General features: G+C 60.0%; 11 protein-coding genes, 2 tRNA genes and 1 pseudogene. 5 read left to right on the top strand and 9 right to left on the bottom strand.

All coding sequences use genetic code 11. The annotated features are described in order from the left end of the window. Nucleotides 1-76 precede the first annotated feature (76 nt). Nucleotides 77-2,545: a TonB-dependent siderophore receptor gene (locus tag V7787_RS35395; protein WP_064491787.1), complete on the top strand. Its 2,469-nt coding sequence runs from the start codon at nt 77-79 to the stop codon at nt 2,543-2,545. A gap of 448 nt (nt 2,546-2,993) precedes the next feature. Beyond that, a pseudogene (locus tag V7787_RS35390) lies at nt 2,994-3,185 on the top strand (helix-turn-helix domain-containing protein); the annotation flags it as partial. Nucleotides 3,186-3,525: 340 nt separating this feature from the next. Here the strand turns inward: V7787_RS35390 and V7787_RS35385 are convergent. Together V7787_RS35385 and V7787_RS35380 are read right to left on the bottom strand one after the other, a co-directional pair. Next, nucleotides 3,526-3,601 (bottom strand) — tRNA-Thr (locus tag V7787_RS35385). A gap of 98 nt (nt 3,602-3,699) precedes the next feature. Further along, on the bottom strand, nt 3,700-3,948 hold the full coding sequence (locus V7787_RS35380) for a hypothetical protein (RefSeq protein ID WP_010951646.1): 249 nt from the start codon (nt 3,946-3,948) through the stop codon (nt 3,700-3,702). 525 nt (nt 3,949-4,473) lie between these two features. On the opposite strand from V7787_RS35380, the gene V7787_RS35375 reads away from it, so the two are divergent. Next, entirely contained in the window at nt 4,474-4,764 is a 291-nt protein-coding gene (locus V7787_RS35375; protein ID WP_003255753.1) for a DUF3077 domain-containing protein, read from the top strand. A gap of 355 nt (nt 4,765-5,119) precedes the next feature. On the opposite strand, the gene V7787_RS35370 is transcribed toward V7787_RS35375, so the two are convergent. The 5 genes from V7787_RS35370 to V7787_RS35350 form a co-directional block, all read right to left on the bottom strand. Continuing rightward, nucleotides 5,120-6,325, bottom strand: a complete 1,206-nt coding sequence (locus tag V7787_RS35370) for a methyltransferase (protein ID WP_336092053.1) — start codon at nt 6,323-6,325, stop codon at nt 5,120-5,122. A gap of 111 nt (nt 6,326-6,436) precedes the next feature. Continuing rightward, complete coding sequence (locus V7787_RS35365) at nt 6,437-7,126, bottom strand: ABC transporter permease (protein ID WP_014589362.1); 690 nt, start codon at nt 7,124-7,126, stop codon at nt 6,437-6,439. Next, entirely contained in the window at nt 7,126-7,818 is a 693-nt protein-coding gene (locus V7787_RS35360; RefSeq protein WP_003255749.1) for an ABC transporter permease, read from the bottom strand. Before V7787_RS35360 ends, V7787_RS35365 begins: the two co-directional genes overlap by 1 nt. A gap of 54 nt (nt 7,819-7,872) precedes the next feature. Next, on the bottom strand, nt 7,873-8,625 hold the full coding sequence (locus V7787_RS35355; protein WP_021782626.1) for an ABC transporter substrate-binding protein: 753 nt from the start codon (nt 8,623-8,625) through the stop codon (nt 7,873-7,875). Between the two features lie 11 nt (nt 8,626-8,636). Beyond that, nucleotides 8,637-9,410, bottom strand: coding sequence for an ABC transporter ATP-binding protein (locus tag V7787_RS35350; RefSeq protein ID WP_336092051.1), 774 nt, complete (start codon nt 9,408-9,410; stop codon nt 8,637-8,639). Between the two features lie 630 nt (nt 9,411-10,040). On the opposite strand from V7787_RS35350, the gene gabP reads away from it, so the two are divergent. Next, on the top strand, nt 10,041-11,426 hold the full coding sequence (gene gabP, locus V7787_RS35345; RefSeq protein ID WP_020190016.1) for a GABA permease: 1,386 nt from the start codon (nt 10,041-10,043) through the stop codon (nt 11,424-11,426). Nucleotides 11,427-11,663: 237 nt separating this feature from the next. Here the strand turns inward: gabP and V7787_RS35340 are convergent, their stop codons facing one another. Beyond that, on the bottom strand, nt 11,664-12,107 hold the full coding sequence (locus V7787_RS35340) for a hypothetical protein (protein WP_014589364.1): 444 nt from the start codon (nt 12,105-12,107) through the stop codon (nt 11,664-11,666). A 239-nt stretch (nt 12,108-12,346) separates the two neighbouring features. On the opposite strand from V7787_RS35340, the gene V7787_RS35335 reads away from it, so the two are divergent. Further along, the gene (locus tag V7787_RS35335; RefSeq protein ID WP_019439077.1) at nt 12,347-12,574 is read left to right on the top strand and encodes a hypothetical protein; all 228 of its coding nucleotides are present in this window, start codon (nt 12,347-12,349) and stop codon (nt 12,572-12,574) included. Between the two features lie 187 nt (nt 12,575-12,761). Here the strand turns inward: V7787_RS35335 and V7787_RS35330 are convergent. After that, a tRNA-Phe gene (locus V7787_RS35330) sits at nt 12,762-12,837 on the bottom strand. Nucleotides 12,838-12,846 lie beyond the last annotated feature (9 nt).

The raw sequence follows: 12,846 nt of genomic DNA, 5'->3' as shown, positions 1-12,846 counted from the left end.
GTTTTTTCGTTCTCGATTGGCTTCAGGGCATACCCCGCCAATACCGCGGTTCCTCTGACCCTTTCGGACGTTCCACATGACGCATCGAATCACCCCGCTGGCCCGCGCCATCCACCTGGCCTTCGCCACTGGCCTGACCCTGTGCAGCCTGTCTGGTACCAATGCCGCACTGGCCCAGCCGGCGGCCAGTAGCATCATTCGTTTCGACATTGATGCGGCCCCGCTCGACCTGGCACTCAGCCAGTTTGGTCGCCAGGCTGGTATCCCTTTATCGATCGATGCCAGCCTAACGGCCGGCAAGACCAGTCCTGGGGTCAAGGGCAGTTTCAACGTGGAGCAGGGCTTTGCCAGGTTACTGGCTGGCACCGGTCTGAACGTGTTCAGGACCGACAGCGGCAACTACCTGCTGATGCAGGCCGCTGAGCCGAGCGGGGCGTTGGAGCTGGGGGTGACGTCGATCAATTCGCGGTCATTAGGTGCAACCACAGAAGGGACAGGCTCGTACACCACAGGGCTAAGCAGCACCGCTACCAAGATGAACCTGTCGATACGTGAAACGCCGCAGTCGGTGAGCGTGATCACTCGCCAGCGCATGGATGACCAGGGGCTCAATGACATTACCGAAGTGCTGCAGCAGACGCCTGGGCTGTCGGTGCAGAGCCTGGGGAGCGAACGCTTCAACATCTATTCACGTGGGTACTCGGTAGATAATTACCAATTCGATGGCATTCCGACGACGCTGGATATCGCAACGCAAATGTCGGCGCAAAGCCTTGCGGACATGGCCATCTACGACCGTGTCGAAGTGCTGCGCGGTGCGACTGGCCTGATGACCGGCGCGGGAGACCCTTCGGCCACCATCAATCTGGTGCGCAAACGCCCTACTGATCAATTCAAAGGCCACATCACCGCTGGAGTGGGCTCTTGGGACAAGTATCGCACCGAAGTCGACCTGTCCGGCCCGCTGACCCCAGCCGGTAACGTGCGTGGCCGCATGGTCGCGGCGTACCAGCAGAACAACAGTTTCGTTGACCACTATTCACAAGAAAAGCAGATTTTCTATGGTGTCCTCGAAGCCGACCTGACCGATACCACCCTGCTTACCGTCGGCGCCGACTACCAGAAGAATAACCCGCAAGGCTCGTCATCCGTGGCCTTCCCACTGTTCTACAGCAATGGCAAACAGACCGATTTCTCTCGCTCGACCAACAGTGCCGCACGCTGGAGCCACAACCCGCAAGATGCCCTCAACACTTTCGCAAGCATCGAGCAGAAGCTGGCTCATGACTGGAGCTTGAAGGCTTCCGTGAACCGCATGTACATCAAGCGTGACGACTACAAGCTGGCCACCGCCAGCTGGGGCTTCCCTGACGAGAACACGGGCGCTGGCGTGCGTCTGTACGGTGGCGCGGGCAGCACCTGGCAGAAACAGACCGGCGTAGACCTGCAGGCACAAGGCCCCTTCCAGCTCTTCGGCCGCCAGCACGAGCTGATCGTTGGCTACAACTATTCGCGTTACGAGAATCGCCATACGCCCACCCGTGGTACCGGGATCGAAGGGACCTTCGTCAATTTCTACGAATGGGACAACTACACCAACCAACCTGTCATGGGTGGCGGCAAGCTCTACGATGGCGACACCGTCATTCACCAGAGTGGCACCTACATTGCCACTCGGCTGCGCCCGACCGACAACTTGTCGGTGATCCTCGGTGCGCGCGTCAACAAGTATAACTACGACTACGACCTGACCTACCCGGCGACGCCACGCAGCAATCGCACGACGGATTACAAGGAAAACGGCGTGGTGACACCCTATGCAGGCGTGGTTTACGACCTCAACGACGTGCACTCGGTTTATGCCAGTTGGACCAGCATTTTCAAACCACAGAGCGTGCGTGACGCCGATGGCTCGACCCTTGAACCGCGTGAAGGTGACAACTACGAGATAGGTTTGAAGAGCGAATTCTTTGGTGGCCTGTTGAACACCAGTATCGCGGCGTACGAGATCAAGCAAGACAACCTTGCTGTACTCGACGAAGGCAAGACCGTCAACAACGATGGCTCTACCGCCGCCTATAAGGCAGTAAGCGGGGCGACTACCCGTGGCTTTGAAGTCGAAGCCAATGGCGAGCTGATGCCTGGCTGGAATGTTTCCGCCAGCTACAACCATGGCATCACCAAGGATCGCGACGGCGAGCGCTTGAACACCGAAGCCCCTGCCAACATGGTGAAGCTGTGGAGCACCTACCGGCTGCCGGGCGATTTCGATCGGCTGACCGTTGGCGGTGGCGCGAACTGGCAAAGCGGCACCCACATAACCGTTACGCCGAGCACGGCGATGGGCACGGTCAAGGCCAAGCAATCGCAATTTACCGTGGTCAACCTCATGGCCCGCTATCAGCTCACCGACCAGCTTTCCACCACGCTCAACGTGAACAACCTGTTTGACAAGAAGTACATCAGTGCGTTGGACACCACGTTCTACAGCGGGTACTACGGTGAACCGCGCAATGTGATGTTGAACACGCGATACGACTTCTGAAATTAGCCACCGGGCATTGGCTTTGGGTCGAGAGCGCTCACTGGCGAATGGCGGGTATCGACCGAGGCTTTGTGAAAACCCTCCGAGCAATCGAGCTGTTCAAAACATCCTAAATCGCGCGTCTACGCGAATGCTGGGTTAGTTGAGCAGCCAAGCTCTTCGGCATCACATAGGTAGTGAACGTACGAACTGTCGGATGCGGATCCTACTCGGCTTGAACCACTCCGGTTGCGGTGTGGCTTTCCCGGCTCCAGGCCAAATTTTGCTGCCCCGGCAGCATTAGAAACAGCAGTCAACGCTTGTGGACAATGGTCGTCAAGAAATGCATTTTCAGGTGATTAGCGCCTGTGGATAAAACGTATTCCTACGTGGAGTCATCGGGTTTCCACAGACCCCGTTGTCCCAGCTGATCGTGGCCCAGAAGTTGTTCATCTAGTTTGGGCCCTTAGCCGCGTGGCTGCGCGAAAGAGCTTCATGCTGTTCTGTGGATAACTCCAACCGGACGCTCGACCAGGCTGCCGAAGCGCTGGGAGTCAGCCCCCGTAGCATCAGCCGCTACAGCAGTGGTCGTGAAGCGGTACCACGCACATTGGCGCTAGCTTGCCTAGGTTGGGAGAGTTTGGAGCAGAAAGCCGCCTGACAGGGCTTTTTGAGCCATCTCGGAGGGCTTGAGCTTTCGCTATTCTGGCCTGAGATTGCCGGGGCCGCTTTGCGGCCCTCCGCGACATAAGGCCGCTCCTACAGACGACGCGGCGTGCTTTTGAATCTTTTACTCTGTGCGACGGTGCAGCCTGGAAGAGCGCTATGGGATTGTTGAGGCAGCTCTACGGCCGAGTCGCCGCGGCGGTTGCCCCGTAGCGTGAGCAAGCTGAGTGCACAGCGTCTTGCGCAAGGCTGGGGGAGTCCGCCATTTGAGTCATACCTCCTAGCCGAAAACAAAAAAGGCCCACCTTTCGGTGAGCCTTTTTTGATACTGCGTATGGTGCCGGCACCAGGAATCGAACCCGGGACCTACTGATTACAAGTCAGTTGCTCTACCATCTGAGCTATACCGGCAATGGGGCGTCATTATAGCGATCGTTTGGCGCCTGTAAACCACTTCCTTGCGAATGTTCGCAAAAGACCTAAGTCACCGGCCTAAAAGAAGAATTTTCCTACCAGCCGCGGTGCATGGTGGTGACGCTAGGCTCGCTTTTGCCCGGGTTGAAAAACAGCTTGTCGTTGTCGCAGCCGCGCTTGCGGCATGGGGCTTCTGTGCGCAGGGGCAGGCCTTTGTCGCCGCCCAGCTGCATGCCGGGGTGGTTCCAGCCCAGGTTGCTGTTGGGGTGGGGCGAGGTGCCGCCGGCGCAGCCGGTCAGGGCCAGGGCGAAGGTCAGCAGGGCGAGGGGGTTGGCTCGGGTCACGATGCTCAGGTCCGGTGGTCCATTGTCGGTTCTGGCGCAACGCCAGAAGGTCGCGGGGCTGGCGGGCAGCGCGCGACGTCACTTTTTAATGATTTGGGGGGCGGATGATACACCGTTGCGGCGGTGGAGCATTAGCCTTGTGTTGTCTGGTATGGCCTCTTCGCGGGTGAACCCGCTCCTACACGGGGGCGGGTAAGCCGGGTTATCTGTGTAAGGGAATTCTGAACCATGGGGTCAAAAGCTTCAGGGTTTGGATGCTTCGGAAGTATCCTACGCGCGCCGCCGAAGTAACGCTGTTGTCGGGGAAGTGGCTCACGGATACCGTTTTCGGGTCGCTCTGGCGACCGGGTGTGAGAACCCGACTTTGAACGTATCGGCTGCGTAATGGCGACTGTGCGCGGGCAGACCTTGGTCTGGCCGAGCTTCCTACGTTCACTCGGTTTCTCACCTCGTGCACGGTTGCCGCCTTTGTTCCGTGAGAAAGAATGAACACGGCAACTCCTTTTGAACTAGGGAGTTTGAAAAGTGAAAACGATCGATTCTGATCCCAACAGCCCCAAACCAATCACAACCGCAGGCGTGGAAACCTTCCTCGCAGCCGGTAACCCATCCCTCAATCTGCTACGCGTAGAGCCCGGCGTCCCCGTCGACGCGGCCTACGAGCATGTCTCGATCCTGATGGGCTACATCAAGCACCTGGTGCGCGAGGGGGATATGGAGGACGACCATAAATTCCTGGGTGCAGCCGATTACCTTTGCGACATGGCCAAGGCGCTGATGAACGATATCGAGATTGCCAAGGGCAAGGCGCATTAGGCATTGACGCGGTCATTTGTGGGAGCGGCCTTGCGTCGCGAATGGGGCTGCAGAGCAGCCCCGGCGATTTCAGAGATTGCGCTGAAAACGGGGGCCGCTTTGCGGCCCTTTCGCGACGCAAGGCCGCTCCCACAAAAGCCGCTTGCGCTAACCACAAGAAATGTTTATGCACAAGTGGCATTTGGGACCTGAGCGAAAGGCATGCCGGATCGCTACGCCGCTGGTCTTTGCGCAAACGCCTGTTTTTACTGGGCTGCAGCCGCAAGCAGGAATAAGCCAAGCGCTTGAAATAGCGCTTGGATCCAACAGGTAATCACAAGCTTGTTCACAGACTTATCCACAGGTTGTACTGCGGCTAACCGTCGCGTTCCGCAAGAATGAGCAGGTTGCGCGGGGTCAGTGGGTAATCGCAGAACAGGCCCAGGCGCACGTCATAGCCTTGCTCTTCGAGGAACAGGGCGCGATCGAGTACCAGCCACAGCTCCAGTGGCCGACGGAACAGGTTGCGTACGCGCTCGAGGTTGCGGACCTCGGCCAGGCGTTGCCAGCCCGCAGCTTCCAACATTGCCCAGTCCGGGTCGCCGCTCACTGGCAATTGCTTCAGTTCAGCCAAGTCACGGCAGTATTGCTCGAAGGGCTTCTCCAGCCAGGCCACCGGCAGGGAAGGTGTCGGCAGGTATTCATCGCTCTGGCGCTGCTGGCGTTGCAGCAGGTCGAAGCCCAGGCGCCGGGCCATCGAGGTGTCACGCTGGCGCCGCACGCGGGCGCCGGCAGTGACGGTTTCGCTCAAGGGCAGGCCCAGGTCGTCCAGCGACAGCTGCAGGCTCGACGCCTGCGCGGCTGTGGACAACGCCTGGTACTGCTGCGCGGCGATGCGGTTGTAGCAGCACGGGGCTATGGCCAGTTGCCGGCAACCTTGCTGGCTGGCCAGTTGCATCAGGCGTACATGCAGATCGCCACAGGCATGCAGGGCAACCACGCTTTTATCGTCAGCCAGGTGGCGAGCGCTGTCGCTGGCCATCACATCCTGATGTACGTGCTGTGCTTGCAAGTGGTGGTGTGCACTCAGGGCCTGACCGGCAGCGACCAGGTCGGCGTCGTACTCCAGGCAGGTCAGGTGTTGCCCGGGTTGCAGCAGGCGACGGCCGAGGTGGCCTTTGCCAGAACACCAGTCCAGCCAGTGGCGGGGCTGCTCGCGGAAGGCCAGGTGGCTGGCGAAGGCTTCGATCTGCTGCCATTTGCGGCCGGGGACGGCGACGTCCAAGCGGTGGGCGGCAGGTGGCAGGTCGGTTTGCGCAAGGCTGCCGAGCGTGGCGAGCAGTCGGGCTTGTTCGGCCAGTTGCGGGAATGGGGCAGGCAAGCGGTCAGCGGCGCTGTCGGCTTCGGCGTCTGCCAGGGAACATTGGCGCAGGTGGGCGGCAAGCTCTGGGTGGGGGGTTTCCCAGGCCAGTTGCAGGGTGGTGAAGGGGCGGGGTTTCCACAGCTGTTGGTGCTCGATCAGGAACTGGTCGAGGGCCTGGAAGCGGGTGCTTAGGTGGTGGTTGTGGAGGGGGCTGGGCATCGGGATGTGTGTTGGGGTTGAGGGCCTATTCGCGGGTAAACCCGCTCCTACGAAGGTTCAGCATAGGCCTGTTGTAGGAGCGGGCGTGCCCGCGAAGAAGGCTAGGAGATGTCAGCGGCCTTGGCAGGCATCCACGCGCAACCAGCGCTCCAGCAGCTTGAAGCCTTGCACCAGCATGAACGAGATCACCAGGTAGAACACGCCTGCGGCGAAGAAGATTTCCACCGGCAGGTAGGTGCGGGCGATGATGGTACGGGCCATGCCGGTCAGCTCCAGCAGGGTCACGGTACTGGCCAGGGCACTGGCCTTGAGCATCAGGATCACTTCGTTGCTGTACGCCGGCAGGCCGATGCGCGCAGCGCGTGGCAGCATGATGTAGAACAGCGCCTTGCCCCGCGACATGCCCAGCGCCCGGGCCGCTTCGATCTCACCTTTGGGGATCGACTGCAGCGCGCCACGCAGGATCTCGGCAATGTACGCGGCGGTGTGCAGGGTCATGGTCAGCACCGTGCACCAGAACGGATCGCGCAGGTACGGCCACAGCGAACTGGAGCGCACTGCATCGAACTGCGCCAGGCCGTAATAGACCAGGAACAACTGCACCAGCAGCGGCGTGCCACGGAAGAAGAAGATGTAGCTGAACGGCACCGCGCGCACGTACCAGTGGCGCGAGGAACGGGCGATGCCCAGCGGGATGGCCAGGATCAACCCTGCAACCACGGCAATGGCCACCAGCTCCAGGGTCAGGACCGCACCCTCGGCCAGGCGTGGCAGCCATTTGAAGATGACTTCCCAATTCATTATTCAGCCCTCGCAAAGCCGCGAGCGGCGCGTTTTTCCATGAAATGCATACCGGTCATGGCAAGCACGGTCAGGCCCAGGTAGATGCAGGCCGCGACCATGTAGAAGGTGAACGGCTCTTTGGTCACGGTCACGCCGATCTGCGAATGACGCATGATTTCTTCAAGGCCGATTACCGATACCAGGGCGGTGTCCTTCATCAGGATCATGAACAGGTTGCCAAGGCCGGGCAGGGCGATGCGCCACATCTGCGGCAGGATGATCCGCGAGAGGATGCGGCCCTTGGACAAGCCCAGCGCCAGGCCAGCTTCGCGGTGGCCTTTGGGGATCGCCAGGATGGCGCCACGGAACACTTCGGTGGCGTAGGCGCCAAAGCACAGGCCCAGGGCGATCACGCCCGCGGCGAAGGCGCTTAGCTCAAGGCCCGGCATGTTCAGGGCTTCGCCGAGGCTGTTCATGAGCCCGACGGTGCCGAAATAGATAAGCAGTACCCACAGCAGTTCGGGCACGCCGCGAACCAGGGTCGAGTAGAAGCCGCCAAGCCATTGCAGCGGCTTGAGCGGGGAGGTCTTGGCCAGGGCGCCGAGCAGGCCCAGGACCAGCCCCAGCAGCAAGGCGCAAAGCGCCAGTTTTACGGTCATCAGGGTGCCGGCCATCATGGCCGGACCGAATCCGTGCAGGTCGATATTCATGGGCAGGTCATATTAGGGACTGGCGCGCCGCAAGGGCGCGCCGGTCAGGGCGGATCATTCGATGCTGAACGGGAAGTACTTGTCGTTGATTTTCTTGTACGTACCGTCGGCTTTGATTTCTGCCAGGGCTTTGTTCAGGTCGTCGCGCAGCTTGGTGTCACCTTTGCGCACGGCAATGCCGATCTTGTCGCTGTCCATCACCGGCTCGCCCTTGAACTCGAAGTTCGAGCCGTCTTTGCTTTTCAGCCACTCGTACTGCACGTACTTGTCGGCCAGGATGCCGTCGATACGACCGGAAACCAGATCAAGGTAGGCGTTTTCCTGGGTGTCGTAGAGTTTGATATCGACATCCGGGTAGTTATCTTCAAGGTAGGTGCCGGCCAGGGTGGCGCGCTGGGTGCCGATGACCTTGCCCTTGAGCGACGCTTTGTCGGTCTTGAAGTCGACGTTTTTCGGCGCGATGAACTGCAGCTTGTTGGAGTAGTACGGATCGGTGAAGTCCACAGCCTGCTTGCGTTCGTCGGTGATCGACAGCGACGACACCAGGAAGTCGAACTTCTTGGCGTTCAGGGCCGGGATGATGCCGTCCCAGTCGGAGGTAACGACCGAGCACTCGACTTTCATCTTGGCGCACAGGGCGTCGCCAATGTCTTTGTCGAAGCCAACCACGTTACCGCTGGCATCCTTGTTGTTGAACGGTGGGTAGGCGGCTTCGATGCCCATGCGCAGTTTTTCTGCGGCCATGGCGTTTGCCGACATCACCAGCGTGGCAGCAGCTGCCAGGAGAAACTTCTTGTAGGTGTGCATGTATTGCTCCGTTAGCGGTGGCTGGACATGAATTGCTTGCAACGCGCCGAGGTCGGGTTTTCGAAGACCTGCTGCGGCGATCCCTGCTCTTCGACCAGGCCCTGGTGCAGGAAGACGACTTCACTGGACACATGGCGGGCAAAGCTCATCTCGTGCGTCACCAGCAGCATGGTACGGCCTTCTTCGGCCAATGCGCGGATAACGTTAAGCACTTCCTGGACCATTTCCGGATCGAGCGCCGAAGTGGGCTCGTCGAACAGGATGACCTTGGGCTTCATGGCCAGGGTACGGGCAATGGCGGCGCGCTGTTGCTGGCCACCGGAAAGCTGGGCGGAGTAGCTGTGGCGTTTGTCGTAGATGCCGACCTTGTTCAGCAGCGCTTCGGCGGCTTCGATGGCCTCGGCCTTGCTTTGGCCGAGCACGCGGCGTGGCGCCTCGATGATGTTGTCGAGGATCGACATGTGCGGCCACAGGTTGAAATTCTGGAAGACAAAGCCGATTTCGCTGCGCAGGCGATTGATCTGGCGGTTGTCGGCTGCGATCAGGTCGCCATTCTTGGCGGCTTTGAGCTTGAGAGCTTCGCCGGCGACCAGGATTTCGCCCTGGTGCGGGTTCTCGAGCAGGTTGATGCAGCGCAGCAGGGTGGACTTGCCGGAGCCGGACGACCCCAGGATGGAGATCACGTCACCGTCGCGAGCGGTCAGCGAAATGCCCTTTAGAATTTCCTGCTCGCCGTAGCGTTTGTGCAAATTGCGGATTTCCAGCGCGGGCGTGGCCTGAGCCATGTGCGGTCCTCATGTGTTCGGGTGCGTTCCCAGCTGTTGGCGGCCTTCCTGGCGTGCGCCAAGCTAGCATAGCGGCATTATGACGGCCAACAGGGTCGCCGGGGACTGGGGGCGCTGGTGGGGCAGTTTGTCGCATCGCTACAGCGTAACGTCGCGCAGATGTCCGCGAAGGTGTCGCCCAGCACCAGAGCCTTGATGAAAAAAGGCGCGATGGTGCCAGCTTTGGCCGGCTCATGGAAGCTGTTTTGACCCATTGGAGGGGTAAACCCGACCTTTTGGCAATGGAAACGGGTTCACCCAAGAATGCCATGTTGATGTCACAAGGTTGTACCCATGGGTTGCACTTTTTGGCATTGCAGTGGTGCACAGGTGTTACCGAGGAGCACCTTTGGTGCATTTGTAAGTGGGTATTTCAGTAATCCGCTGATTTGATGCCCTTTCGGTCATGCAATGGCCGAAAGCCCTCCAGGCCGCATCCTAAAAGGCCTGCAGAATTTTCTGACGAGTGCATTCGTCATATGGCGCGCTTATTGCCAGTTGGAAACCGCCGATTGCAGCGACGCCTAGGTCAACCCTGGCGCGCTCTGTACTCGCAGTCGGCGTGGTCCACTCCTTACAAAGGTAGTTTCAATGAGCGGTAACAATTCCAATGACCTCGCTCAGGGGCTCAAACAACGGCATGTGACCATGCTGTCCATCGCTGGCGTCATCGGTGCCGGCCTGTTCGTAGGCTCCGGCCACGCCATCGCAGCGGCCGGCCCTGCCGTGCTGCTGGCTTACGCTGCCGCCGGTACGCTGGTCGTGCTGGTCATGCGTATGTTGGGTGAAATGGCAGTCGCCTCGCCTGACACCGGTTCGTTCTCTACGTATGCCGACCGTGCCATCGGGCGCTGGGCCGGTTTCACCATTGGCTGGCTGTACTGGTGGTTCTGGGTGCTGGTGATTCCGCTGGAGGCCAACGCCGCCGCAGCCATTCTGCATGCCTGGTTCCCGGCGGTTGACCTGTGGGCGTTCTCCCTCGTCATTACCCTGGCACTGACACTTACCAACCTGTGCAGTGTGAAGAACTACGGTGAGTTCGAGTTCTGGTTTGCCCTGCTCAAAGTGCTGGCGATCATCGGCTTCATCGCCGTGGGCTGTGCTGCTTTGTTCGGCTTTGTACCGAGCAGCCAGGTGAGCGGTGCCAGCCACCTGTTCGATACCCAGGGTTTCATGCCCAACGGCCTGGGCGCGGTGCTGGCAGCCATGCTGACCACCATGTTCTCGTTCATGGGTACCGAAATCGTCACCATCGCCGCTGCCGAGTCGAAGGACCCGGGCAAGCAGATCAGCCGTGCCACCAACTCGGTAATCTGGCGTATCTGCCTGTTCTACCTGGTGTCGATCTTCCTGGTCGTGGCCCTGGTGCCGTGGAACGACCCGGCCCTTGCCGAGACGGGCTCCTACCAGACCGTGCTGAGCCGTATCGGTGTGCCGAATGCCAAGCTGATCGTCGACATTGTCGTGCTGATTGCCGTGACCAGCTGCCTGAACTCGGCGCTGTACACTTCTTCGCGCATGTTGTTCTCGCTGAGCAAGCGTGGTGATGCTCCGGCCATCGCCCAGCGCACCACCAAGGCGGCGACCCCGCATGTGGCGGTACTGCTGTCCACCGCAGCGGCATTCCTTTGCGTGTTCGCCAACTTCGTGGCACCGGCCCAGGTGTTTGAGTTCCTGCTGGCCAGCTCTGGCGCCATCGCGCTGCTGGTGTACCTGGTGATTGCCGTTTCGCAGCTGCGCATGCGCGCCCAGCGTGAAGCCCGCGGCGAGAAGATCACCTTCAAGATGTGGCTGTTCCCGGGCCTGACCTGGGCGACCATTGCCTTCATCGTTGCCATTCTGGTGGTCATGGCGCTGCGTGAGGATCACCGTGCGGAGATCATTGCGACTGCGCTGCTGAGTATTGGTGTGGTGGCGGCTGGCTTGCTGGTGCACCGCAAGCGCGAGGCTGCCGGGCGGGCGGCGCTGGACAGCTGATCGGCGCTGGCTGAAATGAGAAGGCCGCGCCCTGTGAAGGGTGCGGCCTTTTTTTGTGGCCTGTGATGGCCCTTTCGCGGGCAAGCCCGCAGGTTCACCACAGGCCCGTAGGCGCGGGTTTACCCGCGAAAGGGCCGGGCTGCTGGCCAATTTCCTTGGCTAATCACCGTTGCAGCCGCCATCGTATTCGCGGGTAAACCCGCTCCTACAGGGGGCGCAACAGGTTATATGGCCCTGTCAGCCGAACTGCTTCTGCTGTTGCTGCTGTTTGGCCACCAGTTCGGAAGCGGCGATATAGGCGTCTTGGAACTCATCACTCTCCAGCCAGGCCATGGTGGTCTCTTCGTCAGCGCCGTCCAGCCATTTGCGGTAGGCGTTGAACACCAGCACGATGTAGTCGGTGGCGTGTTCTTCCTTGTGCCCCTTGAGCACCAGGGCGAGCAGCGGATCCACCAGGAACACCGAGATCATTGGCACCAGGCCGCCTTCCTGAGCTTCCTTCATCTTGTTGAACATCGCGTCGTAGCTGCCCGACTCCATGGCCTTGTTGTACACCTGCTCGACGCTGGCGCTGTCGCCGGCACTGGCCTTGACCGCTTGGCCGCTGCGAACCATGCGGTTCTGCTTGGCCTTGCTGGCGGCGCGCTTGGCGCGTTTCTGTTGCTTGGTGGGGGTGGCCATGGGGAAATCCTTGGGTGTGTCTGAAAGTGCGCGTATTGAAGCGCAATTGCCCGATAAACCCAAGCAGCGCGCCTGGGCGCTGCAGCTTGAGATGTCTGTGGGATACATATCCAGATTATGCGGACCGTGGGCCCTGCGTAGCTTCTCTCCTGCTGCCAGCCATGCTGGCTGGCAGCCTGTCACTGCGCCAATTCGGCGTCTGTGAGTGATGCGCACGTTTGCGCTACAAAGGAGGAGTCATGAAGCACTTTTATCTGGTCACCCTGTACGGCTACACGGACGATGGCAGGGTTTACTATCCAACCGGTTTCGCCGGTTGCGACGAGCAAAGGATTACAAAGGCTGACATCGCCGCCATTATCGAAAAAGGCAAGCAACACGGCCACCTTCAGTTGCACAGCATCTCCTACATGGGGCACATGACCGAGGACGCATTCAATCATCTTCGTTCCATGTCGGACGAGTAAGGGTTGGCCCGCAGTCTGCTTAGGCTGCGGGTTTCTCGATTGCATGGCGAGCCTTCAGGTTGCGTTGTGAAATCTGGTGTTCTTCGAAGCCGCCTGAAGTTAAAAATCACAGACAACAAAAAACCCGCACTAGGCGGGTTTCTTGTTGTCGCTTCGGGTAACTTTGCAACCACCAGAAGCTTGAAGGTGGTGCCCAGAGACGGAGTCGAACCGCCGACACGAGGATTTTCAATCCTCTGCTCTACCGACTGAGCTATCTGGGCGACGAGGTG

Source organism: Pseudomonas sp. CGJS7 (assembly GCF_036961695.1).
The sequence above is the reverse complement of the archived record's forward strand: the minus strand, read 5'-3'. Positions and strand labels throughout refer to the sequence as shown.

Excerpts from the sequence above, each read along its gene's own strand:
- V7787_RS35335 (WP_019439077.1), top strand. The coding sequence starts at position 12,347 with ATGAAGCACTTTTATCTGGTCACCCTGTACGGCTACACGGACGATGGC.
- V7787_RS35370 (WP_336092053.1), bottom strand. The coding sequence starts at position 6,325 with ATGCCCAGCCCCCTCCACAACCACCACCTAAGCACCCGCTTCCAGGCC.
- gabP (WP_020190016.1), top strand. The coding sequence starts at position 10,041 with ATGAGCGGTAACAATTCCAATGACCTCGCTCAGGGGCTCAAACAACGG.
- V7787_RS35340 (WP_014589364.1), bottom strand. The coding sequence starts at position 12,107 with ATGGCCACCCCCACCAAGCAACAGAAACGCGCCAAGCGCGCCGCCAGC.
- V7787_RS35365 (WP_014589362.1), bottom strand. The coding sequence starts at position 7,126 with ATGAATTGGGAAGTCATCTTCAAATGGCTGCCACGCCTGGCCGAGGGT.
- V7787_RS35395 (WP_064491787.1), top strand. The coding sequence starts at position 77 with ATGACGCATCGAATCACCCCGCTGGCCCGCGCCATCCACCTGGCCTTC.
- V7787_RS35355 (WP_021782626.1), bottom strand. The coding sequence starts at position 8,625 with ATGCACACCTACAAGAAGTTTCTCCTGGCAGCTGCTGCCACGCTGGTG.
- V7787_RS35350 (WP_336092051.1), bottom strand. The coding sequence starts at position 9,410 with ATGGCTCAGGCCACGCCCGCGCTGGAAATCCGCAATTTGCACAAACGC.
- V7787_RS35360 (WP_003255749.1), bottom strand. The coding sequence starts at position 7,818 with ATGAATATCGACCTGCACGGATTCGGTCCGGCCATGATGGCCGGCACC.